The organism is Burkholderia metallica (genome assembly GCF_001718555.1).
In the GTDB taxonomy this organism is placed as follows: Bacteria; Pseudomonadota; Gammaproteobacteria; order Burkholderiales; family Burkholderiaceae; genus Burkholderia; species Burkholderia metallica.
Genome location: NZ_CP013401.1, coordinates 142,845 through 166,118, shown reverse-complemented (window position 1 = coordinate 166,118; position 23,274 = coordinate 142,845). Strand labels below are relative to the sequence as shown.

The following is a 23,274-nucleotide window of genomic DNA, read 5'->3' as shown; positions in this document are numbered from 1 at the left end:
TTGAGAGCGCCGCGCATCACGGCCACTGCCGCCGCGCATGCAAGACGCGGAGAATCTCCACGATGTTGTCGGCCGGCCGGATCCGATATACGAGCACGTAGTTCGGTGCGACCACCAGCTCGCGCGTGCCCGCCACGCGCCCTTGCCGATACAGTTCGGCGCGCGCGGGCAACGCCGCGGCGCGCTCCTCCAGCCGCTCCTCCAGCCGCTCGTCCAGCTCGAGCGCGGCCAGCGGGTCATGCCGGCCGATGTAGTCCATGATCGCGGCGCGATCCTCGCACGCCTTCGGATGCCAATGCAGCGCGAGGGTCAAACAGCATTACCCCGCTTGCCCGCGATCCGTTGACGCAGCGCGGCACGGCGCGACGCAAACTCTGCGCTGACCTCGGCATCGGGAATCGACGGGCGCGGATCGTCCAGCGCCTGCTGCACCTGCTCGCGAAACCAGCGGTCGTGGACAGCCGCTTCATGGGCCGCCTTCAGCGCGGCCGCGCGATCGGGCCGGGTCGCCCGGCCGGCTGCATCCGGGTCGAAATCCGACGTGTCAACATCGAACCGGCTGATGCCGATCTCGCGCAGAAACCCGACCAGCGTTTCAAAACGACGGAACACGCGCACGTCGCCGCGCTTGGCCGACAGGAGCCGTTCGCTTGCGCCGCAACGGGCCGACACGGCCCAGCCGTTGCCGCAGCCGATCACCCGCGCGGCGCGCACCGCACCGGCCTCGACGAGCTGGACGAGGGTCTTTTGATCAATCGTTTCGGTTGCCATGACGGATCCTCGATCCCGTTAGTCATTCCGGGAAATTTTACTATTAAACGGGCTTCCGTTTTATTATTATTTGGGAGGCACGACATCGATAATCGAGACCCGTATTCGTCTCGACATCCGTAGCCCTCAATTCTCCCCGTCGAGCGATCACGCACAAGCTGGCCTTTCGGCCAACCGCAACCAGCGAACGGGGGCGATGCACCGTCCGAATCACTCCGCGTTCCGACACTTTTCAGCGCCCCGCCAACGGGCGTAAGCTGTACGTCCCGCTACCCAGGGAGACGGCAGCCCATGTCGCATTCCAAGGATCTCGAGCAGCCCGCCACCACCGGCGCGCGCCTGCTCGTCGATGCGTTGCTCGCCAATCACGTCGAACGCGCGTTCTGCGTGCCGGGCGAGAGCTTCCTCGCCGTACTCGATGCGCTGGCGGACGACACCGCGCGCATCCAGACGGTCGTCTGCCGCCACGAGGCGGCCGCCGCGAACATGGCCGAAGCGGTCGGCAAGCTGACCGGCCGCCCCGGCATCGCATTCGTCACGCGCGGGCCCGGCGCGACCCATGCGTCGATCGGCGTGCACACCGCGTTCCAGGATTCGACGCCGATGATCCTGTTCGTCGGCCAGTGCGCGCGCGAGCACCTCGACCGCGAAGCCTTCCAGGAAATCGACTACCGGCGGATGTTCGGCCAGATGGCCAAATGGGTCGCGCAGATCGACGATCCGCGCCGCATTCCCGAATACCTGAGCCATGCGTTCCACGTCGCGACGTCCGGCCGGCCCGGCCCGGTCGTGCTCGCGCTGCCGGAGGACGTGCTGTCCGACGCGTGCGCGCCGCAGCCCGTCGTGCCGGCCGCGAAGCGCATCGCGGCCGCGCCGTCGGCCGCGCAACTCGACGAGCTGCGCGAGCGGCTCGCGCGCGCGGAACGGCCGTTCGCGATCGTCGGCGGCAGCGGCTGGACGCCGGACGCGTGCGCGAACCTGCGCACCTTCGTCGAGCGCTGGCAGTTGCCGGTGGCGTGCGCATTCCGCTACCAGGACACGATCGACAACGCGCACCCGAACTACGCGGGCGACGTCGGGCTCGGGATCAATCCCGCGCTCGCGAAGCGCATCCGCGACGCCGACCTCCTGCTCGTGATCGGGCCGCGCCTCGGCGAAGCGACGACCGGCGGCTACACGCTGCTCGACATCCCGAAGACGCGCCAGACGCTGATTCACGTGCACCAGGGCGCGGACGAGCTCGGCCGTGTGTATGCAGCCGACCTGCCGATCGTGTCGGGCATGCCCGAGATCGCCGCGCCGCTCGCCGCGCTCGAACCGCCGGCGCGCCCCGCGTGGGCCGGCACGGCCGCCGACGCGCATCGCGCGTATCGCGAATGGCATGCGCCGCTGCCGATGCCCGGCGACGTCCAGCTCGGCGACGTGATGGTGCAGTTGCGCGAGCGCCTGCCGCACGACGCGATCCTCACCAACGGCGCCGGCAACTATGCGATCTGGCTGCATCGCCACTTTGCGTACCGGCACTTCCGCTCGCAGCTCGCGCCGACGAGCGGCGCGATGGGCTACGGCGTGCCCGCCGCGCTTGCCGCGAAGTCGCTGTATCCGTCGCGCGCGGTCGTCGCGCTCGCGGGCGACGGCTGCTTCATGATGGCCGGCAACGAGCTCGCGACCGCGATGCAATACGGGCTGAACATCATCGTGATCGTAGTCAACAACGGGCATTTCGGCACGATCCGCATGCATCAGGAGCGCAACTATCCGGGGCGTGTACATGGCACCGGGCTCACGAATCCCGATTTCGCCGCGTATGCACGCGCATTCGGAGCGCATGGCGAGACGGTCCGACGCACCGACGAATTCGCGCCCGCGCTCGAACGCGCGCTGACCTGCGGGCTGCCCGCGCTGATCGAGATCCGCATCCCGCAGGACGCCAGCACACCGGCCGCGACGCTCGAGCAGATCCGCGAACAGGGCCGCCGCGCGCGCGGCGGATGACGGTGAACCCGCACGCCGCACCGCGCGCCGCCGCACTGTCGCACGACGACGCGCTCGCACTCCCCGGCACGCTGCTCGCACCAGACGGCACGCTCGTCGCGCCTTACGACCTCGAGCACGGCGGCGCGCGTGCCATCGGCCACGTGCCGGCCGCGCCCGCACGCGGCCTGCTGCACGCCGCGCACCGGCCGTTCCGGCTCGACTACGACCGCGCCCGGCATGTGCACGTGATCAACGGGATGGGCGTCACGCTCGGCGATTCGGTGATCGGGCTCGCCGCGCTCGCCGCACTGCGCGCCGCCCACCCAGGCCTGTGCTTCACGCTGTACCGGCCGGCCCGCGCGCCACGCTACGTCGACGCGCTGTATGCGCTCGCGGCCGACATCGTCGCGCCGTCGCGCGCGCTGCCGTACGCCGCCGACGCGCTGCCGGCACACGCGCCGTGCATCGACGTCGGCAATCACCTGTACTGGCCTGCGTTCGCGCAGTTGCCGATGATCGATTTCTTCCTCGATGCGCTCGGCGCGGACCCCGCGTCGGTGCCGCCGTCGGCCAAGCGCAACCGCTGGCTCGCGAAGCTGCCGCTGCCGGCGTTGCCCGCACAGTGGCAACGCCCGTACGTGCTGTTCTGCCCGAGCGCGAGCACCGCATTGCGCAGCGTGCCGCCCGCGCTGCACGCCATGTTCGTCGAGCAGCTCGCGCAGCGCTACGGCTTGCCGGTGGCCGGGTTCGGGCCCGTCGCGCATCCCGCGTACGTCGACGTGAGCGCCGACGCGGCCGGCGATACGGCCCGGTTCATCGCGTGGGTCAAGGGCGCCAGCCTGCTGTTTGCACCCGACACGGCCGCGCTGCATCTCGCCGACGGTTTCGACGTACCGACGCTCGCGTGCTTCACGACGATCGGGCCGGCGCTGCGCGTGCGCGACTATCCGCATTGCGTGCCGGTCGCGCTCGACGTGCCCGCCGAATTGCATGGACTGCACCGCAGCGAGCGGCCTGACGATCTTGCGGCCGTCGAGGCCGCCTATCGCGCGTTCGACTGGGATGCGCTCGCGTGGCCCGCGCCGCGCGAAGCGGCGGCGACGGCCGAATAGGGAAACCGGGTGCGGCAGTGCGCTGCGAAGCCGGGAGCGAGGCTGCATGGACGCGCCGCCGGAGCGTGAGCCTGAACCGCTTCGACGCCTGCTGCCCCGCACTCAACCTGCCGCCACCCTCACCGCGCGATCGCGCAGCGTCTCCGACGGCCGCTTGCCGAACAGCCGGCGGTAGTCGGTCGCGAACTGGCTGAGATGCCAGAAACCCCACGCCTCCGCGACGTCCTGCACCGAACCGGCCGCGCACCCGCACAGATCGCGCCGCGCGCCGTTCAGCCGCAGCGTGCGCAGGTAGGTCGCGGGCGCCATGCCGAGCACGTCCTGGAAGCAGTACTGCAGCGTGCGGCGGCTCACGTGCAACTGCTCGCACAGCTCCGGCACGCCGACCGGACGCGTGCGGTGCGCGAGCACGTAGTCGCGCGCCTGCTCGACGATCCAGCGGCGCATCGACGGCGCGCGGCCGGCATCGTCGTCGGCCGGTTGCGCACACACGTCGAACAGCGCGGCCAGCACCTCGGCCTGCAGGTCGTCGCGCTGGGCATCGGGCAGCGGGCCGGCCATCGCCACCGCGCCGTCGAGCCGGCGACCAAGCAGCGCGCACAGGCGCGCGAGCCGTGCATCGCCGACCTGCATCACGCGCTGCGTGAAGAGCCGCTCGTCGAGTGCGCGGCGCTCCACGTCCTCCGCATAGCGGCGCAGCACGTCGCCGCGCACGACGATGCCGTAGATCGAGAACTGCGCGGGCGTCACCAGCTCGAATTCGACGTTGCCGGGCCGGAACGCTAGCGCGCCGGACCCGATACGGCACGCATCGACGCGCGCGGTGCCGTCGCACACGAGCGGGATGCCGAACCAGTACGCATCGCCGCGCACCTCGCACGCCTGGCGCAGCTGGTGGCTCGTCGATTCGCGAAACAGCTTCATCGTGTCGAGCGGCAGCTCGGTCAGCGTGCCGACGAAGCGGCCGGCCGCGAGCTGATCGTAGGTCTGCCGCCAGCCGACCAGGTTGCGCGCCTGCTCGTCCGCGTCATGCGCGACGCTGACGACCGCCTGCCCGGCCAGCGCATCGTCGCCCTGCGCATTGCGTCGCGTGTCTTCCGCCGTCGGTTCTTCGCTGCACGCCACGTGTTGGTCCATCATGTCCTCCTTCACCTGCCCGGCACCGCGCCTGTCACGCAAGTCCCGTGCCGAACCGCGCGGTTCGGCGCACGGCCCGTCATTGCACGTTGCACGGCCGGCGCGCGCCATCCGGGCGCACCCGAACGCAGCGCGCCGCGCACGCCGCCGGTGCGATCCGCGCGGCGACCGCGCATGCCGAACGCCTCGCAGTCGCCGGCTACCCGGCCGGCTTGAGCCGCACGACCCGCGTACCGCAGTTGCCGTACGCGTGCACGATCGCCAGCTCGACGATCGCGCTGCCGGCCGGCCAGGGCGCGGCATCCGCATCCGGCAGACCGGCGCGCAGCGTCGCGCGACCGTTGATCCGGTAGCGCATGCCGCGCACGAAGTCGACGAACAGCAACCCGATGCCGCTGCCGTCGCAGGCCGCCGCGTCGATCCGGCCGCCGTCGCCGGGCGCGGGCAACGCGAACCGCAGCGTCTTCGTGTCGATCACGCGCACGACCGGCAGCCGGTCACCGTTCGCATCACGCAGGCCCTGCACGATGTCGCAGGTCACGGACGCATGCGATCCGGATGCGATGCCGACGAACATGAACGGCTGCGACTCGATGAACTGCCGCACGCCGATGCTCATGCGCGTCGTCACCACGTCGCTCATCCGCTCGGCTTCGTCGGCCACGCCGAAGCGCTGGTGCGCATCGAGTTCGCCCGCGTGGAACACGGGGTGGCGCGGAAAGGTTCGGGGCGGTTCTGCCATGCCGGGATCTGTCGTTTGCATCGGCGCGGCAGCCGCCGCAAGCGTGCGGCTGCCGGTATCGTTTTCCGGCGCGGGATGCGACGATGCGCGGCCCGCGCCGGGTGTCGAATGTCGAAATCGAAAATGGCGAAGCGCCGGACGCCCGGCGTCGGCGCATCGCATCCACGCGCGCACCGCGCCCGCCGTCGCCGGCAACCGGGAACCGGTCACCGGCAAACCGGTCCGGCCGGCGTCGGGCTGCCGACCGGCCGGGACCGTCACGTCGCCACCGCTGCGGCGCTCAGAAGAACCCGAGCGCCTCGGCCTGATAGCTCACCAGCAGGCACTTCGTCTGCTGATAGTTCGACAGCGCCATCTTGTGCGTCTCGCGACCGATCCCCGACTGCTTGTAGCCGCCGAACGCCGCGTGCGCCGGATACAGGTGATAGCAGTTGGTCCACACGCGGCCGGCCTCGACCTCGCGGCCCATCCGGTACGCACGCGTGCCGTTGCGCGTCCACACGCCCGCACCGAGCCCGTAGAACGTGTCGTTCGCGAGTTCGATCGCTTCCTGCTCGTCCTTGAACGTCATCACCGACGCGACCGGCCCGAAGATCTCTTCCTGGAACACGCGCATCTTGTTGTTGCCGAGCAGCATCGTCGGCTTCACGTAGTAGCCCGTGCCGAGTTCGGCCGCCGGCGCCGTGCGCTCGCCGCCCGTCAGGCATTGCGCGCCCTCGCCGCGGCCGATGTCGATGTAGGACAGGATCTTGTCGAGCTGCTGCTGCGAAGCCTGCGCGCCGATCATCGTCTGCAGGTCGAGCGGGTGGCCGCCCTTGATGCGCTCGACGCGCGCGACGGCCTTCTCGATGAACTTCTCGTAGATCGACTCCTGGATCAGAATCCGCGACGGGCACGTGCATACTTCGCCCTGGTTCAGCGCGAACATCGCGAGCCCTTCGAGCGCCTTGTCGAGAAACGCGTCGTCCTGGTCGAGCACGTCGGCGAAGAAGATGTTCGGGCTCTTGCCGCCCAGTTCGACCGTCGACGGAATCAGGCTGTCGGCCGCCGCGCGCAGGATGTGCTTGCCGACCGGCGTCGATCCGGTGAACGCGATCTTCGCGATGCGCTTGCTGGTCGCGAGCGCCTCGCCCGCTTCCTTGCCGAAGCCGTTCACGATGTTGATCGTGCCGGCCGGGAACAGGTCGCCGATCAGCTCCATCAGCACCAGCACCGACGCGGGCGTCTGCTCGGCCGGCTTCATCACCACGCAGCATCCGGCCGCGAGCGCTGGCGCGAGCTTCCACGCGGCCATCAGCAGCGGGAAGTTCCACGGGATGATCTGGCCGACCACGCCGAGCGGCTCGTGGAAGTGATACGCGACGGTGTTGTCGTCGATTTCGGAAATGCCGCCTTCCTGTGCGCGGATGCAGCCCGCGAAGTAGCGGAAGTGGTCGATCGCGAGCGGCAGGTCGGCCGCCATCGTCTCGCGCAGCGGCTTGCCGTTGTCGATGGTCTCGGCCACCGCCAGCAGCTTCAGGTTCTTTTCCATCCGGTCGGCGGCCGCGAGCAACAGGTTCGCGCGCTCCGCGACGGACGTCTTGCCCCACTTGCGGCGCGCGGCATGCGCGGCGTCGAGCGCCAGCTCGATATCGTCGGCGCCCGAGCGCGGAATACGGCAGAACGGCTGGCCGTTGATCGGCGATACGTTCTCGAAATACTCGCTCTTCACCGGCGGAACCCACTTGCCGCCGATGTAGTTGTCGTACTGCTGACGGTACGGGTATTCGACGTCGAGGCCCAGTTGCTTCAGGTCAAACGGGTTCATACATGTCTCCTGTTCATCGTGCTTGTACGAGTAAAGCGCCGGTTGGATTGCGCTGCATCGATTACGCAACATGCGTGCCAAACACGACGAATATGAGACGCCCCCGGCACGCCCGCGTACGCACCGTGCGGTGTTCACCCGCGCAGCACGGCGGGTGTGCCGATTCTGAACAGTGCGACTGTGCAGCGCGCCGGACCGGTGTTCGAAATTCCCACAGTGCGCCACGGCGCGCGGCATGCGGATGCGGGCCGCGACGTGTGGCATGTCGCTTGCGTGCGCATCATGGAATCCCACGCAATGGCCTGCACGCACACTCCCACCATGAACGACCACGGCCCCCTGACCGACGACGCCATCGCGTTCATCCGCGAGCAGGCGTTCCTGATCGTCGCGACCGCCGACGCGGCAGGCAACGGCGACTGCTCGTACCGCGGCCGCCAGCCGCGCGCCGACGGCTCGTTCGAGCCGCTCGTCGACATGCCCGACCGCTGCACGCTCGTGCTGCCGGATTTCGCTGGCAACAACCTGTTCAACACGATCGGCAACCTGCTCGTGAATCCGGCGATCGCGCTGCTGTTCGTCGATTTCGTGCGGCAGACGACCTGGCTCGTGCAGGGCCGCGCGACGATCGACGCGCACACGGAAAGCCGCGCGCACCTGTGGCCCGATGCGCGGCGCCATGTGGTCGTTGAAGTCGAGCGCGCACAGGCACGGGCGGATGCGACGCTGCCGTCGCTGGTGCTGGCGTGATGGGCATGATGCGCGTGACGTGAGCGCGCGAATGAAGCGATGACGCAATGCGAAGGCGCGCCGGCCGCCGTGGCTTGCGCGCCCGTACGCGCCCATGCGCAACGACGCGGCGCTCAACGCCCGTGCGTCTGCGCAGCAGCCGCTTCGATCCGGCCCGGCGCCGGCCGGTCGGCGTGCGCGAGCGCGGCGGTGCCGTCACCCGCTTCGTCCGCCACCCGCCGCCCGAGAAACGCAAACACCACACCCGCACACAGCACGGTCACCACCGCCAGCCCGATCAACAATCGATCGAACGCATGCGCGTAGCTCGCCAGCAGCGCCGCATGCCCGACACCCGGCAGCGCCGCCGCTGCGCCCGCCAGATCGCCGGTCGCGAGCCGCGCGGCCGCGCGCAGCGTCGCGTCGGGCGTACCGTCGGCGCCCGCGGCCTGCGTCAGCCCCGCTCGCGCGAGCCCGGCCAGCACGGCACCCACGATCGCGAGCGCGATCCCTTCGCCGGCCACCCGCGTCGTGCTGAAGATCCCGGTCGCCATCCCGGCACGCTCCTTCGGCACGACGCTCACCGACAGCCCGTCCATCAGCCCCCACGGCATGCCGGCGCCGACGCCGATCGCCAGCATCGGCGCGATCGCCGCCGGCCCCGCGCCGCCGCGCAGCGCGATGCCCAGCCACACGAGCCCGGCTGCCGCGACAAGCAGCCCAAGCCCCGAGATCACGCCGGCCGACAGCCAGCGCGTGAGCGTCGCCGCGACGAGCGGCACGACGAGCATCGGCGCGGAAATCGCGAGCATCAGCCAGCCGGCGCCGATCTCGCTGAAGCCGTCGATGCCGATGAAGCGCAGCGGCAGCACGACCAGCAGCACGATGTAGCAACAGCAGGTCGACACCGGCAGCACCTGCACGCCGACGAAGCGCGCGATGCGAAACAGCGACAGGTCGAGCATCGGCCGCGCGACGCGCGTCTCGATCGCGACGAACGCGCAGGCGCCGAGCGCCGCGCCGGCCAGCAGCGCGATAACGAGCGCGCTCGACCAGCCCCGCGCGGGCGCCTCGATCACGCCGAACGTGAACAGCGTCAGCGCGGTGGTGAACGCGGCCGTGCCGGGCCAGTCGAGCCCCGTCGCGTGCGGGTCGCGCGATTCGTGCATGCGCGGCAGCCCGACGCCGAGCGACAGCACGCCGGCCACCGCGCTCGTCACGAAGATCGCGCGCCAGCCGTAATGCCCGATCAGCGCGCCGGCGAGCACGGGCCCGAACGCGAGCCCGATCCCGAAGGTCGTGCCGAGCAGGCTGAATGCGCGCGTGCGCGCCGCGCCGTCGAATTCCTGCGCGAGCGCGGCGGTGCCGCCCGCGAGCGCCGCGGCCGCCGCGAGCCCCTGTGCGCCGCGCAGCAGGTCGACCGCGAGCATCGACGGCGCGAACGCGAGCGCGCCCGACATCAGCGTGAAGCCGCCGACGCCGATCGCGAACAGGCGCTTGCGGCCGAACTGGTCGGCCAGCGCGCCGGCGGCCATCAGGAAGCTGCCGAACGCGAGCATGAACGCGTTGGTGATCCAGTTCATCGCGACCGTCCCGCCGTGCAGGTCGCGGCCGATCGCGGGCGTCGCGACCGCGCCGCCCGAAAACGACAGCGGCAGCGCGACGGCGGCCAGGCAGACGGCGGCCAGCACCCATGCACGCCGGCGTGCCGACACGGCTGAATCGGCTGAAAAAGGGAGATCCATCATCGCTCCTCGAAAAGCCGGCGCGGATGCGCCGCCAGAGCGACAGAAGATAAATCCGATTCAATCCGTGAAAAACCATGCGAAGGTTCACATATAACGGACTAAAATTCCGCAATTCACTCGACCATGGACGCGTGTCCACCCACGCCCTTCGACCCGATGGAAAACCTGACCGGCATCGTCGCGTTCGTCCGCACCGCCGAAGCGCTGAGCTTCGTCGCGGCGGGCCGCGCGCTCGGCATCTCGGCATCGGCGGTCGGCAAGACGATCGCGAAGCTCGAGCAATCGCTCGGCGTGCGCCTGTTCAACCGCACCACGCGGCGCGTCACGCTCACCGAAGAGGGGCGGCACTTCTACGAACGCTGCCAGCGCATCCTCGAGGATTTCCGCGATGCGGAAGCGACGGTGACGGCGTCCGCACAGCGCCCGCGCGGCAGGTTGCGCGTGAGCCTGCCGGTGATCGGCTACCGGTTCCTGCTGCCGGTGCTGCCCGAATTCCGGCAGCGCTACCCGGACGTCGAGCTCGATCTCGATTTCAACGACCGGATGGTGGATGTCGTCGAAGGCGGCTTCGACGCGGTGATTCGCAGCGGCCCGCTGTCGGATTCGAGCCTGATGTCGCGGCGGCTCGGCCCGTTCGCGTTCGTGCTGTGCGCGACGCCCGCGTATCTCGCGCAGGCCGGCACGCCGCGCACGCCGCGCGATCTCGAAGGGCACGAATGCGTGCGCTACTGCTTCCCGACCACCGGCAAGCTGCAGGACTGGGCGCTCGCGGCCGACGACGGCACGCCGCTGCAGCTGCGCACCGCGCTGACCTGCAACAACATGGAAGCGCTGCGCGGCACCGTGCTCGCGGGGCTCGGCATCGGCTACATGCCCGACTTCCTCGCGCGCGACGCGCTCGAACACGGCGCGCTCGTCACCGTGCTCGACGACTACCGGATCGCGCCGGGGCAATTCTCGATCGTGTGGCCGTCGAGCCGGCAGTTGTCGCCGAAGCTGCGCGTGTTCGTCGATTTTCTGTGCGAGCGGCTGTTCAGGTAGCCGGTGACGGAAGCCTCGGACGCTAACGCTCGCACCGCTCGAACGGCACGCCTGCCGTCAGGCCCGCGGCTTCTCAGTCCGCCCCGATCCGATCCGCTTCCGCCTGCGGCAGCAGCGCATCGCTGTCGTCCTTCAGACCGACGCCCGTCAGCCCGAGCCGGCGCGCGTGCGTCATCAGGTAATGCAGCTTGTGCGCGGCCCCCGCATACGGCAGCCCTTCGGGCCGCACGTTCGAGATGCAGTTGCGCAGCGCGTCGTGGCAGCCGACCTTCGGCGCCCACGTCAGGTACACGCCGAGGCTGTCCGGCGAGCTGAGCCCCGGCCGTTCGCCGATCAGCATCGCGACGACCTTCGCGCGCAGCAGCTCGCCGATCTCGTCGCCAAGCGCGACGCGTGCCTGGGTCGCGACCACCACCGGGCCGATCTGCCAGCCGTCCGCGTCGAGCCGCGGCCGCACGGCCTGCAGCAGCGGCAGCGCCTGTTTCGCGGCCGCGAACGCCGACAGCCCGTCGCCGACCACGAACACGACGTCGGGCCCGTCGCCGCTCACCGTGTCGCCGTACGCGGCCAGCAGCACGCGCCCTTCATCCGACAGCTTGCGGCCCAGGTCGGGCCGGCGCAGATAATGCTGACGATCGGGCGCGGCACTCTGCACGCCGAGCGTCGCGAAGCCGGCCGCGTGGAGTTCGCGCCGCAGCGCGTCCGCGTCGAGCGGCTGGTGCACCGCGTCGCGCGCCTGCGCGTGCGACAGGTTGAACGCGAGCAGCGGCGCGGTCGGCAGGCTGTTGCCCGCGCGGCCGAGCGCGATCCGCGCATTCGTGAACGACTTCAGCTGCGCCCACGGGTTCTTTTCGACGGCGTCGCTCATGCCGAAATCCCCATCCAGTCGTTCGCGCCCGCGAGCAGCGGCACGCGCGACGTCGCCGCGCGCAATGCGCCGTGCGCGTCGGCGATCTCCATCGTCTCCAGCCATTCCTCGAATTCCGGCGCGCGGCGCAGGCCGAGCACCTCGCGCACGTAGAGCTGGTCGTGAAACGACGTGCTTTGATAGTTCAGCATCACGTCGTCCGCGCCCGGAATCCCCATGATGAAGTTGATGCCGGCCGCGCCCAGCAGCGTCAGCAGCGTGTCCATGTCGTCCTGGTCGGCTTCGGCGTGGTTCGTGTAGCAGATGTCGCAGCCCATCGGCACGCCGAGCAGCTTCCCGCAGAAGTGATCCTCGAGCCCCGCGCGGATGATCTGCTTGCCGTCGTACAGGTATTCGGGCCCGATGAAGCCGACCACCGTGTTCACGAGGAACGGCTCGAACTTGCGCGCGACCGCATACGCGCGCACTTCGCAGGTCTGCTGGTCGACGCCGAAATGCGCGTTCGCCGACAGCGCGCTGCCCTGCCCCGTCTCGAAGTACATAAGGTTGTTGCCGACGGTGCCGCGCTGCAGCGACAACGCGGCCTCGCGCGCTTCGCCGAGCAGCGCGAGCGAGATCCCGAAGCTCGCGTTCGCCTTCTCGGTGCCCGCGATCGACTGGAACACGAGATCGACCGGCGCGCCCTTGTCGATCGCCGCGATCGTGTTGGTCACGTGCGTGAGCACGCACGACTGCGTCGGCACGCCGTAGCGCTCGCGGAACCCGTCGATCATCGCGAGCAGCTTCACGATCGCCGCGAGGCTGTCGGTGGCCGGGTTGATGCCGATCATCGCGTCGCCGCAGCCGTACATCAGCCCGTCGAGCATCGACGCGGCAATGCCCTTCACGTCGTCGGTCGGATGGTTCGGCTGCAGCCGCACCGACATCCGGCCCGCGAGCCCGACCGTGTTGCGAAAGCGCGTGACGACGCGGCGCTTGCGCGCGGCCGCGATCAGGTCCTGGTTGCGCATCAGCTTCGACACGGCCGCGACCATCTCGGGCGTGAGGCCCGGTGCGATCCGTTCGAGCGCCGCGCCGTCGGCCGCCGGCGACAGCAGCCAGTTGCGGAAATCGCCGACGGTGAGGTGCGAGATTTCCGCGAACGCGGCCGCGTCGTGGTCGTCGACGATCAGCCGCGTGACCTCGTCGTCTTCGTACGGGATCACCGCTTCGTTCAGGAATGCCTTCAGCGGCACGCCCGCGAGCGCGATCTTCGCGGCGACGCGCTCCTCCTCGCTCGCCGCCGCGACGCCGGCGAGCTGGTCGCCGGAACGCAGCGGGCTCGCCTTCGCGAGCAGCGTCCTCAAGTCCGCGAAGCGGTATGTGCGCGGACCGATCGTCTCCGTGTAGGACATCGTGCGAGCCTCCTTGCCCCTCTTCGGGCCCGTCATCAGCGCGAACGGGCCCCGATCAAAAACCGACGGCGCGCCCGTCGGACGGGGCGCGCCGGTTGCCGTCAGGAACGGCCGTTCGCCTTCACCCGGCTCATTCCTCCAGCAGCGCGTCGCCGGGTGCGCTTGCCCGCTGCGAACGCGTCGCGAGGAAGTAAGCGTAGCCGAGCGCGAGGAAACCGATGAACACCAGCGCGACCAGCCCGTTGAAGTACACCATCGTGCCGAGACAGACGAGCGCCGCCAGGATCGCGAACGCCGGGAAGACCGGGTACAGCGGCGCGCGGAACGGCCGCGCCATGTTCGGATGCGAGCGGCGCAGCTTGAACAGCGACGCCATGCTCACGATATACATCACGATCGCACCGAACACCGACATCGTCACGATATTCGCGGTCAGCGTCTGCCCGCCGAACTGGATCAGCTCGTCGCTGTAGATCGCCGCGATGCCGACCACGCCGCCCGCGAGGATCGCGCGGTAAGGCGTCTTGAAGCGCGGATGCACCTTCGCGAGCCATTCGGGCAGGTAGCCTTCGCGGGCCAGCGCGAAGATCTGGCGCGAATAGCCGAGGATGATCCCGTGGAACGACGCGACGAGCCCGAACAGCCCGAGCCACACGAGCATGTGCATCCAGCCGCTGTTCGCGCCGACGATGTACTTCATCGCCTGCGGCAGCGGATCGTTGATGTTCGCGAGCTTGGTCCAGTCGCCCGCGCCGCCGGCGAACACCATCACGCCGATCGCGAGCGCCACGAGGGTCAGAATGCCGGCCACGTACGCGATCGGGATCGAGCGCTTCGGGTTCTTCGCTTCCTCTGCGGCCATCGCGACGCCTTCGATCGCGAGGAAGAACCAGATCGCGAACGGGATCGCCGCGAACATCCCGTGGAATGCGCCGACGCTGAAATGATCGGCGCCCGACCAGCCGCCCTTCGTGAAATTGCTCCACGCGAAGCCCGGCGACACGACGCCCATGAACACCAGCAGCTCGAAGATCGCAAGCAGCGTGACAACGAGCTCGAACGTCGCGGCGATCTGCACGCCGACGATGTTCAGCGCCATGAACACGAGATACGCGCCCATCGCCGCGTGCTTCGGCTCGAGGCCCGGGAACTGCACGTGCAGGTAAGCGCCGATCGCGAGCGCGATCGCGGGCGGCGCGAACACGAACTCGACGAGCGTCGCGGCGCCGGCGAGATAGCCGCCGGTCGGGCCGAACGCACGGCGCGCATACGCGAACGGGCCGCCCGCGTGCGGGATCGACGTCGTCAGCTCGGTGAAACTGAAGATGAAGGTGGTGTACATCGCCGCGACGAACAGCGCGGTGATGACGAAGCCCAGCGTGCCGGCGCTCGCCCAGCCGTAGCTCCAGCCGAAGTATTCGCCGGAAATCACGAGGCCGACCGCGATGCCCCACAGTTGCCAGGTCCCGAGCGTCTGCTGCAGCGCGGGCTGGCCGGACGACTTGGCGCCGGCGGCGGGCCGGCCATTCGACTCTGCTTTCATCGGACTCTCTCCTCAAAGGGCGGGCCTGCCGGCCTGCGCGACTGAGAATCGATGCTAGAGAGTCATTAAACGACGTGTTATCGAAATTCGGCAAAGATCGAGGCTGACATTTCGCTGACGGAAATGCTGATGCGGTGCGTGGGTTGGAGCTTGGGACTGCGGCTGTGGCCTAGGGCGGGAGCCGATGTCGATGTCGATGCGGAAACCCGAGCCGGAGCCGATCAGCAACGTCCCAGCGTTCATCCGGACACGCCGCTGCGCCCTTAGCCCGCGCCCGCGCATCTGTCGCACGCACACGGTGACGCACGACCGGACGCCGCCGCCGGCCGTTCGCGCGTCACGAATACAGGCGATGAAGCGCGCGGTACCCGTCCAGCCGCGCAACGCAGCGCGGCCGACCGGATACGCAAGCGCAGCGTTACTGCCCGCCGCCGCGCTGGTTGAACCAGCGATCGAGCAGCTTGCCGGCCGCCTCGCGGCCGCCGAGGCCGAACGACAGCGCCACCGCCACCGCGATCGCGCCGAGCACGAGGCCGAACGCGAGCTGGACGATCTCGTTCGCGATACCCATCGCGCGCAGCCCCATCGCGAACACGAGCCCGAGGATCGCGAATTGCGCGATGCGCGCAAACAGCACGCTGTGTTCGCGGTCGGCCTGCTCGATCACGCGGCGCGCGAGGCCCGCGAGCCACACGCCGATCACGAGGATCACGCCGCCCATCAGCACGTGCCCGCCGAATTCGATGAACAGCGTGACGACGTCGCGCACCTGCGAGAAGCCGAGCCGGTTCGCGGCCTCGACCGACGCGAACAGCATCGCGAAGAACACGATCAGCCGCGCGACCAGCACCGACGGCTGCAGGATGCCCGAGAACACGCGTTCGACGCCGAGCACGGCCGGCAGCCCGTCGACGCCCGCGGCTTCCAGCAGCTTCTGCGCGAGCGACGCGACGAAGCGCGCGAAATAGTACGTCACCAGCACGATCACGATCGCCGCGACGATGTCCGGCACCGCGCCGAGGAACTGGTTCAGCATGTTGGTCGCGGGAATCGAGATCGCGTCGATCTTCAGCGCGTCGAGCGCGGAGATCAGCGTCGGCACGAACACGAACACGTAGACGATCGTGCCGATCAGGCTCGACACGCGCACGGGCGTCGGGCTGTCGATGCCCTGCGTGAGCCGGTCGGCGCCGGCGGCCACCAGCAGGTTCGTCACGAGGCCGCGCAGCACGCGCGCGACGACCCAGCCGACGAAGCCGATCGCCGCGGCCGCGAACAGGTTCGGCACGATCGCGAGCAGCTTGTCGACCATCCCCTGCACCGGCGACAGCAGCCCCGACAGCGCGAACGACGCGAGGATCGCCGGCAGGAACATCAGGATCACGAGCCAGAACAGCACGTCGCCGAGATAACCGCTCATCGGCTGCATGCCGGCGCCTTCGGACAGCGTGCTGTCGATCTTGCTCGCCTTCAGCGCGCGGTTCGCGAGGCTGCGCAGCAGCGATGCGATGAGCCACGCGATCAGCGTCAGCGCCGCGCCGCCGATCAGGTTCGGCAGGTAGTTGACGATGTGCGTGACGAGTAGCGAGAACGGATTGGAGACCGCGTACAGGTTGAGCACGTTGAAGATGCCCACCGCGGTGACGAGCAGCACGAGCCAGAACAGCCCGCCGGCGATGATGCGCTCGACGCAGGCGCCCTGGCCGGTGCTTTCGGTGATCCGCTGATCGACCTTCAGCGCACTGAGCAGGCGCATCGCGCCGGCCCGCGCCACGACGGCGATCAGCCAGCCGATCACCAGGATGCCGATCGCGCCGGCGATCTTGGGCAGATACCCCCCTAGCGTGGTCTGCAGCGACGTGATGAAGCTGGAAGCATCCATTTCTTCTTCTCCCGAAAACGTGGTGTGGCGATGGAACATCGACGAACGACCTGCGTACTTCGAAAAACGTGCTGCCCCGACGAAGCAACTTACCCGAGAAAAATGACGCGATCACCCGATTTCACCGTCTTTAACTTTAGTCATCAATCTCGGAGGGGCAAGACCCCATTTCGTCAAAATAAAAAGGGGCGCGATTCGTCGGCGTCCTACGCATTTCCGCACGATTTGTCCGTTCGACGCGTGCTACCGTGACGTCGGTTTCCGCCCGCGCAGTACCGGCGCGCAGGCAGCCGCCGGCCCATCTATCCGCTACAGCAAGGAGAAAAAAACATGTTCAAGCATGAAGTCGAGATCCGGCGGCTGCCGGAACTGCACGGCTATGCGGTGGCGCACACCGGGTCGTACCTGAAGGTCGGCGAAGCGTTCGCGCGCATCGGTGCGTGGGTCGGGCAGCACGGGCTGATCGGTCCGGGCGCGAAGATGATCGGCATTTTCTGCGACGATCCGGACACGACGCCCGAAGCGCAGTTGCGCGCGAAGGCCTGCTTCATGCCGGCCGACGGGGCGCCGGACGTCGAACCGGTGCCGCCGGTGGAGCGCGTGACGATAGCAGGCGGCGAATACGCGGTGCTGCTGCATACGGGACCGTATGCAGACCTGAAGACCGCCTACCAATGGCTGTACGGCGACTGGCTGCGTCACGCCGGCCGCGAAGCCGCCGACGTGCCGCCGTTCGAGCTTTACCTCAATACGCCGATGGACGCGGCGCCGGCCGACCTGCGGACCGAGATCTACCTGCCGCTACGCTGAGTGAAGAGCCGGTGCGTGAGCGCCGGCCGTGAAACGAAACGCGCCGGCCGGCATTTCCGCCCGACCGGCGCGAACGTGCGAACGTGCGAACGTGCGAACGTGCGACCGTGCGACCGTGCGACCGTGCGACCGGGTGACCGGGTGACCGGCTTACGCGGCCTGAGCGCCGCACCCGGGACAGAAACGCGCGTCAGTCGCCAACGCCGCGTGACAGCGGCTGCAGGCCTTGCTGCGTTGCGCCGCGCCGCATTGCACGCAGAACCGCGCGTCGACCGCATTGAGCGCGCCGCAGCCCGCGCATGCGAGCTGGCTCAGCGGGACGTTGCCGCCCGGGCCGCCTGGCCCGCCGCCGGCGTCGGCCGACGCCTGCCAGCCCCAGCCGTGGCGATCGCGGCCGCGCGCATCGTGACCGCCGTGCTGGTCGCGGCGCTGTCCGCCGTGATGGCCGCCGCTACCGCCGTTTCCGCCGCTGCCGTGCCCGCTGCCATGGCCACCGCCGAGGCCGCCCAGGATCCGTTTCAGAAAGCTCATCGCCCGCTCCTCAACGCGCGGCCTGCGCGCCGCCGAACGCCCCGGAGGACGACAGCAGCCGCAAACCGTTGGCCACGACGATCAGGCTCGCGCCCGCGTCGGCGAAGACTGCCATCCACATCGTGCCGAGCCCCGCGACCGTGAGGCCGAGGAACACGATCTTCACGCCGAGCGCGAAGCCGATGTTCTGCACCAGCACGCGGTGCGTCGCGCGCGACAGCCGCACGAACGCGGGAATCTTGCGCAGATCGTCGTCCATCAGCGCGACGTCGGCCGTCTCGATCGCCGTGTCGGTGCCCATCGCGCCCATCGCGAAACCGATATCGGCACGCGCGAGCGCCGGCGCATCGTTGATCCCGTCGCCGACCATCCCGACCGCGCCCGCGCCGCCGGCCGACAGTTCCTCGACCGCCGCGAGCTTGTCTTCCGGCAACTGGTTGCCGCGCGCATCGTCGATGCCCGCCTGCTGCGCGATCGCCTGCGCGGTATGCGGGTTGTCGCCCGTCAGCATCGCCGTGCGAATGCCGAGCGCGTGCAGATCGGCGATCGCTTCACGGCTCGTGTCCTTGATCGTGTCGGCCACCGCGAAGATGCCCAGCACGCGCACTTCGTCGACCAGCACTACGACGCTCTTGCCCTGCCGTTCGAGCACGTCGAGCTTCGCTTCGAGCGCCGTCGAGCAACGCTCGAGCTCCTCGACGAGCCGGTGATTGCCGAGCCAGTAGCGCGTGCCGTCGATCGTGCCGCGCACGCCGCGCCCGACGATCGCTTCGAACTCCTTGACATCGGCGAAGGCCGTCGTGCCGGCGTCGCGCGCCGCAGTGGCAAGCGCCTGCGACACCGGGTGATCGGAGCGCGCCGCGAGGCTCGCGCCGAGATACCGGACACGCGCGTCGTCGGCGTCGTCCGCATGCAGGTCGAAGTCGGTCTGCACCGGCTTGCCGTGCGTGATCGTGCCGGTCTTGTCGAGCGCGAGCCACGCGAGCTTGCGCCCTTCTTCCAGATAGACGCCGCCCTTCACCAGAATCCCGCGTCGCGCCGCGGCCGCGAGCCCCGACACGATCGTCACCGGCGTCGAGATCACCAGCGCGCACGGGCACGCGATCACGAGCAGCACCAGCGCGCGATAGATCCAGTCTTGCCATGCACCGCCCGTGACGAGCGGCGGCACCACCGCCACCAGCAGCGCGACCGCGAACACGATCGGCGTATAGACGCGCGCGAACTGGTCGACGAAGCGCTGCGTCGGCGCCTTCGCGCCCTGCGCTTCCTCGACCGCGTGGATGATCCGCGCGAGCGTCGAGTTGGCCGCGACCGCCGTCACGCGATAGTCGAACGAACCCGATTCGTTGATCGTGCCCGCGTATACGGCGTCGCCGGTCGTCTTGTCGACCGGCAGGCTCTCGCCGGTGATCGGCGCCTGGTTGACCGTCGAACGGCCTGCGACGACTTCGCCGTCCAGCCCGATCCGTTCGCCCGGCTTCACGCGCACGACCGCGCCGAGCGGCACCTGCGCGGCCTCGATCGTGCGCCACGACCCGTCGGCGTCCTGCACGGTCGCGGTGTCCGGCGCGAGCTGCATCAGGCCCTGAATCGCATTGCGCGCCCGGTCCAGCGACTTCGCCTCGATCAGCTCGGCAATCGTGAACAGCACCATTACCATCGCGGCTTCCGGCCACTGGCCGATCGCCATCGCCCCCGTCACCGCGATGCTCATCAGCGCGTTGATGTTCAGGTTGCCGTTGCGGATCGCGATCCAGCCTTTCTTGTACGTGGTGAGCCCGCACGCGAGCACCGCCGCGAGCGCGAGCGCCGCCGACAGCCAGACGGGCAGGCCGGCCCACGTCGCACCCTCGGACGCGATCGCGGCGACGCCGGCCAGCGCCAGCGGCCACCACGGCTTCGCGGGCGCGTCGGCGACGCGCGGCGCCGGTGCGCCCGCCGTTGCCGCCTCGGGCGTCATCCCGAGCGTGCGGATCGCACTTTCGATCGCCGGCTGGGCGCCCGGCACGTGCTCGACGGTCAGCATCCGCTGCATCAGGTTGAATTCGAGCGCCGACACTTCGCTCATCCCGCCGAGCTTCTTGCGGATCAGCGTTTCCTCGGTCGGGCAGTCCATCTGCATGATCCGGAACGCGGAGCGCACGTGGCCCGACGCGGTCGCCTGCGCGACCGGCAGCGGCGCGAGCGTCAGCGCGGCAGGCGCGCAGCAGTCGCCGGCTGCGTGGTCGTGGTCGTGGTCGTGGTCGTGGTCGTGGTCGTGGTCGTGACCGGCATGGTCGTGCGCGGCGTGATCGTGGCCCGCTTCGCCATGCGCGGCATGCCCGTGCGAGCACGACGCTCCGTGCGCATGCGTTTCGTCGTGCGTATGGCCGTAATCGTGGTCATGGTCGTGGCCGCGCGATGCGGCCTTGCCGTGCGCGTGCTCGCCGGCCGCCGGCGCCGCATCGGCAACGGTCGCCAGTTGCGTGTCGCCCTCATCGGCGCAGCATGCATCGGCGCCGCCGGCATGACGGTGTCGTGGGTCGGGGGTACGCTGGGCGTCGGTCATGACAACCTCCTTTGTGGCTTGACGGTGTAGAGTTAACACCCTGAAGCCACTACAAGGTCAACCCTTACACCGGAGAAAGGTCATGAAGATTGGCGAACTGGCCAAAGCGGCCCGCTGCACGCCCGAGACGATCCGTTTCTACGAGAAAGAGGGGCTGATGCCGGATGCGGAGCGCACCGATTCGAACTACCGCAGCTACACCGACGTGCACGTCGAACGGCTGCGCTTCATCCGCAACTGCCGCGCGCTGGACATGGCGCACGACGAGATCCGCTCGCTGCTGCGGCTTACCGACGCGCCGGCCGATCCGTGCGATTCGATCAATGCGCTGCTCGACGAACACATCGGGCACGTCGACGCGCGCCTCGCGGAACTCACGCACCTGCGCAACCAGCTCTCCGAATTGCGCCGCCAGTGCGTTGGCGAGCACTCGGTCGAGGATTGCGGCATCGTGCACGGTCTTGCGACGATGGAAACCGCCGCACCGGCCGCGAAGCGTTCGCACCTCGGCTGAAACCCTTGTAAAACAAGATAGTCTGATAGAGAATAGTTATATTATAACTAGGTATATGATAACTATTCATGTCTACTAGTCGACCGTCCCCGCTCGCGCTGGCCGTCCTCGCGACGCTCACCGAAACGCCGATGCATCCGTACGGGATGCTGCAGCAACTGAAGGCTCGCGGGTACGACGAAGTCGTCAACGTGCGGCAGCGCACGAGCCTCTACCAGACGATCGACCGGCTGCTGCGCGACGGGCTGATCGCCGTGCACGACACCGAGCGCGACGGCGCGTTTCCGGAGCGCACGCTGTATGCGTTGACCGAGGCCGGGCACACGGCCGGGCAGGCGTGGCTGCATGCGCTGCTCGCGGAGCCCGCGCGCGAATTCCCGGCGTTCGGCGCCGGCCTCGCATTCCTGCCGCTGCTCGACGCCGAAGATGCACGCCATCAGCTCGAGCTTCGGATCGCCCGGCTCGATGCCGAGCGCGAACGTCTCGAAACGCTGCGCGCCACCGCACAGGCCGACCAAGTGCCGCGCCTGTTCCTGCTGCAGAACGAGCATGCGCTCGTGCTGCTCAACGCCGAACTCGAATGGGCGCGCAGCGTCGTCGAACACCTGAAGATCGGCGCGCTGCGCTGGGTGGACGGCTGACGCGTCGCACCGGCCAGCATCCGCCGGCAACGGGCATCGTCGCGATCAGAGCACCTTGCCGGGATTCAGGATGCCGAGCGGGTCCAGCGCGGCCTTCAGGCGGCGCATCAGGCCGATTTCCGCGTCGCTGCGCGTATGCGCGAGATAGGGGCGCTTGAGCACGCCGATCCCGTGCTCGGCCGACACCGAACCGCCCATGTCCCGCACCACCGCGTACACGCCGTGATCGAGCGCATCGAGGTCCGCGTCGGTCATTCCCGCCAGCGATACGCCGATATGCACGTTGCCGTCACCCACATGGCCGAAGAACAGGCACGTCGCATCCGGCCAGCGTGCGCGCAACGCCGCGTCGCAACGCTCGGCGAATGCGCCGAGTTCGCCGGTCGGCAAGCTCACGTCGAAGTTGACCAGATGCGGCAGCGCATCGATCGCGAGACCTTCGCGCAACGTCCACAGGTCGCGCGCCTGCCGCTCCGACGTCGCGAGCACCGCGTCCTCCACGAGCCCTGCGTCGAACCCGGCCGCCAGAGCGGTTTCCAGCGCATGGTGCGCATCGCCGCCCGGCGCGCTCGTCGCGCATTCGATCAGCACCGCGAAGCCGTCGTCGCCGACAAACGGCGCCGAGACGCCCGGCGTATGACGCGCGACGTAGTCGTAGAACGCCGGCCACATCGCCTCGAAGCTGACGACTTCCGGCTGCATGCGCATGCTGTTCCACAGCGCGAGCACCGCATCGTAGTCGCGCACGCGGCAGAGCGCCGTGGCCGGCGCGGCGAGCAACGGATGCAGCCGCAGCACCGCGCGCATGACGACGCCGAGCGTCCCCTCGCTGCCGATGAACAGCTGCTTCAGGTCGTAGCCCGCATTGTTCTTCAGCATCCGGTTCATCGACGACACGACCGTGCCGTCCGCGAGCACGGCCTCGAGCCCGAGCACCTGCTCGCGCATCATCCCGTAGCGGATCGCGCGCGTGCCGCCCGCGTTGGTCGCGAGCATGCCGCCGATCTGGCACGAGCCGCGCGCGCCGAGATCGACACCGAACGTGAAGCCCGCCGCTTGCGCGGCTTCCTGCACCGTCTGCAACGGCGTCCCGGCGCGCACGGTGATCGTGCCGGCCGCCGCGTCGAGCGCCTCGATGCCCGCGAAACGCTCCATCGACAGCACGACCTCGCCGCCGAGCGCGACCGCGCCGCGCACGAGCCCCGTCAGGCCGCCTTGCGGCACGACCGGCTGGCCGAGCCGCGCGCACAGCGCGAGCGTGCGCGACACGTCGTCGACGCTGCGCGGGCGCACCAGCGCGCGCGGCCGCACGCCAGCCGGCTCGTTGTACGCGGTGAAGTAACGCGGGTCGATGTCGGCCGCTCGCGTAACGAGCGCCTCGCCCAGCTCGGCGACGAGCACGGCTTCGAGCGCGTCGCCCGACAGCGGCACGGCCGCCGGTTCGCCGCTCGCGGCGGCCGTGTTCCGGTTCTGCAT

At 69.3% G+C, this 23,274-nt stretch carries 19 protein-coding genes and 1 pseudogene; 7 read left to right on the top strand and 13 right to left on the bottom strand.

Annotated elements, in window-relative coordinates; genetic code table 11:
• Positions 1-16: 16 nt before the first annotated feature.
• Together WJ16_RS00700 and WJ16_RS00695 are read right to left on the bottom strand one after the other, a co-directional pair.
• Complete coding sequence (locus WJ16_RS00700) at positions 17-313, bottom strand: type II toxin-antitoxin system RelE/ParE family toxin (protein WP_069255438.1); 297 nt, start codon at positions 311-313, stop codon at positions 17-19.
• Positions 310-771 (bottom strand): antitoxin PaaA2 family protein, encoded by a 462-nt coding sequence (locus WJ16_RS00695; RefSeq protein ID WP_069255437.1) that lies wholly within the window; start codon positions 769-771, stop codon positions 310-312. Before WJ16_RS00695 ends, WJ16_RS00700 begins: the two co-directional genes overlap by 4 nt.
• Before the next feature lie 291 nt (positions 772-1,062).
• Here WJ16_RS00695 and WJ16_RS00690 point away from each other — a divergent pair, with 291 nt between their 5' ends.
• Both WJ16_RS00690 and WJ16_RS00685 read left to right on the top strand, forming a co-directional pair.
• The gene (locus WJ16_RS00690; RefSeq protein WP_069255436.1) at positions 1,063-2,766 is read left to right on the top strand and encodes a thiamine pyrophosphate-binding protein; all 1,704 of its coding nucleotides are present in this window, start codon (positions 1,063-1,065) and stop codon (positions 2,764-2,766) included.
• A complete protein-coding gene (locus WJ16_RS00685; protein ID WP_069255435.1) occupies positions 2,763-3,860 on the top strand; it encodes a glycosyltransferase family protein in 1,098 nt (365 codons plus the stop codon). Before WJ16_RS00690 ends, WJ16_RS00685 begins: the two co-directional genes overlap by 4 nt.
• 102 nt (positions 3,861-3,962) lie before the next feature.
• On the opposite strand, the gene WJ16_RS00680 is transcribed toward WJ16_RS00685, so the two are convergent.
• The 3 genes from WJ16_RS00680 to exaC form a co-directional block, all read right to left on the bottom strand.
• Complete coding sequence (locus tag WJ16_RS00680) at positions 3,963-4,997, bottom strand: helix-turn-helix domain-containing protein (RefSeq protein ID WP_069257916.1); 1,035 nt, start codon at positions 4,995-4,997, stop codon at positions 3,963-3,965.
• Between the two features lie 199 nt (positions 4,998-5,196).
• Positions 5,197-5,739 (bottom strand): hypothetical protein, encoded by a 543-nt coding sequence (locus tag WJ16_RS00675; protein ID WP_069257915.1) that lies wholly within the window; start codon positions 5,737-5,739, stop codon positions 5,197-5,199.
• 280 nt (positions 5,740-6,019) lie between these two features.
• Positions 6,020-7,546, bottom strand: coding sequence for an acetaldehyde dehydrogenase ExaC (exaC, locus tag WJ16_RS00670; RefSeq protein ID WP_069255434.1), 1,527 nt, complete (start codon positions 7,544-7,546; stop codon positions 6,020-6,022).
• A gap of 321 nt (positions 7,547-7,867) precedes the next feature.
• Here exaC and WJ16_RS00665 point away from each other — a divergent pair, with 321 nt between their 5' ends.
• The gene (locus WJ16_RS00665; RefSeq protein ID WP_069255433.1) at positions 7,868-8,296 is read left to right on the top strand and encodes a pyridoxamine 5'-phosphate oxidase family protein; all 429 of its coding nucleotides are present in this window, start codon (positions 7,868-7,870) and stop codon (positions 8,294-8,296) included.
• Between the two features lie 113 nt (positions 8,297-8,409).
• Here WJ16_RS00665 and WJ16_RS00660 read toward each other — a convergent pair whose 3' ends face one another.
• Positions 8,410-10,020, bottom strand: coding sequence for an MFS transporter (locus tag WJ16_RS00660; protein WP_069257914.1), 1,611 nt, complete (start codon positions 10,018-10,020; stop codon positions 8,410-8,412).
• A 159-nt stretch (positions 10,021-10,179) separates the two neighbouring features.
• Here WJ16_RS00660 and WJ16_RS00655 point away from each other — a divergent pair, with 159 nt between their 5' ends.
• Entirely contained in the window at positions 10,180-11,064 is an 885-nt protein-coding gene (locus tag WJ16_RS00655) for a LysR family transcriptional regulator (protein WP_069255432.1), read from the top strand.
• A 73-nt stretch (positions 11,065-11,137) separates the two neighbouring features.
• Here the strand turns inward: WJ16_RS00655 and eutC are convergent, their stop codons facing one another.
• The 4 genes from eutC to WJ16_RS00635 all read right to left on the bottom strand — a co-directional run bounded on the left by eutC (position 11,138) and on the right by WJ16_RS00635 (position 16,751).
• The gene (eutC, locus tag WJ16_RS00650) at positions 11,138-11,932 is read right to left on the bottom strand and encodes an ethanolamine ammonia-lyase subunit EutC (protein WP_069255431.1); all 795 of its coding nucleotides are present in this window, start codon (positions 11,930-11,932) and stop codon (positions 11,138-11,140) included.
• Complete coding sequence (locus WJ16_RS00645) at positions 11,929-13,326, bottom strand: ethanolamine ammonia-lyase subunit EutB (protein WP_069257913.1); 1,398 nt, start codon at positions 13,324-13,326, stop codon at positions 11,929-11,931. The genes eutC and WJ16_RS00645 overlap by 4 nt, the downstream gene beginning before the upstream one ends.
• A gap of 130 nt (positions 13,327-13,456) precedes the next feature.
• A complete protein-coding gene (eat, locus tag WJ16_RS00640) occupies positions 13,457-14,869 on the bottom strand; it encodes an ethanolamine permease (protein ID WP_069255430.1) in 1,413 nt (470 codons plus the stop codon).
• A gap of 418 nt (positions 14,870-15,287) precedes the next feature.
• Entirely contained in the window at positions 15,288-16,751 is a 1,464-nt protein-coding gene (locus WJ16_RS00635) for a mechanosensitive ion channel (protein ID WP_069255429.1), read from the bottom strand.
• Between the two features lie 264 nt (positions 16,752-17,015).
• On the opposite strand from WJ16_RS00635, the pseudogene WJ16_RS00630 reads away from it, so the two are divergent.
• Positions 17,016-17,561: pseudogene (locus tag WJ16_RS00630) on the top strand (AraC family transcriptional regulator); the annotation flags it as partial.
• Between the two features lie 150 nt (positions 17,562-17,711).
• Here WJ16_RS00630 and WJ16_RS00625 read toward each other — a convergent pair.
• Positions 17,712-18,092 carry a zinc ribbon domain-containing protein gene (locus WJ16_RS00625; RefSeq protein WP_069255428.1) on the bottom strand — a complete coding sequence of 127 codons (381 nt, stop codon included), beginning with the start codon at positions 18,090-18,092 and terminating at the stop codon, positions 17,712-17,714.
• 10 nt (positions 18,093-18,102) lie between these two features.
• Complete coding sequence (locus WJ16_RS00620; RefSeq protein WP_069255427.1) at positions 18,103-20,643, bottom strand: heavy metal translocating P-type ATPase; 2,541 nt, start codon at positions 20,641-20,643, stop codon at positions 18,103-18,105.
• 82 nt (positions 20,644-20,725) lie between these two features.
• On the opposite strand from WJ16_RS00620, the gene cadR reads away from it, so the two are divergent.
• Both cadR and WJ16_RS00610 read left to right on the top strand, forming a co-directional pair.
• Entirely contained in the window at positions 20,726-21,157 is a 432-nt protein-coding gene (cadR, locus tag WJ16_RS00615) for a Cd(II)/Pb(II)-responsive transcriptional regulator (RefSeq protein WP_069255426.1), read from the top strand.
• Between the two features lie 68 nt (positions 21,158-21,225).
• Positions 21,226-21,798: a PadR family transcriptional regulator gene (locus tag WJ16_RS00610; protein ID WP_069255425.1), complete on the top strand. Its 573-nt coding sequence runs from the start codon at positions 21,226-21,228 to the stop codon at positions 21,796-21,798.
• Positions 21,799-21,843: 45 nt separating this feature from the next.
• Here WJ16_RS00610 and WJ16_RS00605 read toward each other — a convergent pair whose 3' ends face one another.
• Complete coding sequence (locus WJ16_RS00605; RefSeq protein ID WP_069257912.1) at positions 21,844-23,274, bottom strand: FAD-binding oxidoreductase; 1,431 nt, start codon at positions 23,272-23,274, stop codon at positions 21,844-21,846.

Excerpts from the sequence above, each read along its gene's own strand:
- WJ16_RS00680 (WP_069257916.1), bottom strand. The coding sequence starts at position 4,997 with ATGGACCAACACGTGGCGTGCAGCGAAGAACCGACGGCGGAAGACACG.
- WJ16_RS00610 (WP_069255425.1), top strand. The coding sequence starts at position 21,226 with ATGTCTACTAGTCGACCGTCCCCGCTCGCGCTGGCCGTCCTCGCGACG.
- WJ16_RS00665 (WP_069255433.1), top strand. The coding sequence starts at position 7,868 with ATGAACGACCACGGCCCCCTGACCGACGACGCCATCGCGTTCATCCGC.
- WJ16_RS00690 (WP_069255436.1), top strand. The coding sequence starts at position 1,063 with ATGTCGCATTCCAAGGATCTCGAGCAGCCCGCCACCACCGGCGCGCGC.
- WJ16_RS00660 (WP_069257914.1), bottom strand. The coding sequence starts at position 10,020 with ATGGATCTCCCTTTTTCAGCCGATTCAGCCGTGTCGGCACGCCGGCGT.
- WJ16_RS00645 (WP_069257913.1), bottom strand. The coding sequence starts at position 13,326 with ATGTCCTACACGGAGACGATCGGTCCGCGCACATACCGCTTCGCGGAC.
- eat (WP_069255430.1), bottom strand. The coding sequence starts at position 14,869 with ATGAAAGCAGAGTCGAATGGCCGGCCCGCCGCCGGCGCCAAGTCGTCC.
- exaC (WP_069255434.1), bottom strand. The coding sequence starts at position 7,546 with ATGAACCCGTTTGACCTGAAGCAACTGGGCCTCGACGTCGAATACCCG.
- cadR (WP_069255426.1), top strand. The coding sequence starts at position 20,726 with ATGAAGATTGGCGAACTGGCCAAAGCGGCCCGCTGCACGCCCGAGACG.
- WJ16_RS00655 (WP_069255432.1), top strand. The coding sequence starts at position 10,180 with ATGGAAAACCTGACCGGCATCGTCGCGTTCGTCCGCACCGCCGAAGCG.
- WJ16_RS00620 (WP_069255427.1), bottom strand. The coding sequence starts at position 20,643 with ATGACCGACGCCCAGCGTACCCCCGACCCACGACACCGTCATGCCGGC.
- WJ16_RS00695 (WP_069255437.1), bottom strand. The coding sequence starts at position 771 with ATGGCAACCGAAACGATTGATCAAAAGACCCTCGTCCAGCTCGTCGAG.
- WJ16_RS00675 (WP_069257915.1), bottom strand. The coding sequence starts at position 5,739 with ATGGCAGAACCGCCCCGAACCTTTCCGCGCCACCCCGTGTTCCACGCG.
- WJ16_RS00605 (WP_069257912.1), bottom strand. The coding sequence starts at position 23,274 with ATGCAGAACCGGAACACGGCCGCCGCGAGCGGCGAACCGGCGGCCGTG.
- eutC (WP_069255431.1), bottom strand. The coding sequence starts at position 11,932 with ATGAGCGACGCCGTCGAAAAGAACCCGTGGGCGCAGCTGAAGTCGTTC.
- WJ16_RS00625 (WP_069255428.1), bottom strand. The coding sequence starts at position 18,092 with ATGAGCTTTCTGAAACGGATCCTGGGCGGCCTCGGCGGTGGCCATGGC.
- WJ16_RS00685 (WP_069255435.1), top strand. The coding sequence starts at position 2,763 with ATGACGGTGAACCCGCACGCCGCACCGCGCGCCGCCGCACTGTCGCAC.
- WJ16_RS00635 (WP_069255429.1), bottom strand. The coding sequence starts at position 16,751 with ATGGATGCTTCCAGCTTCATCACGTCGCTGCAGACCACGCTAGGGGGG.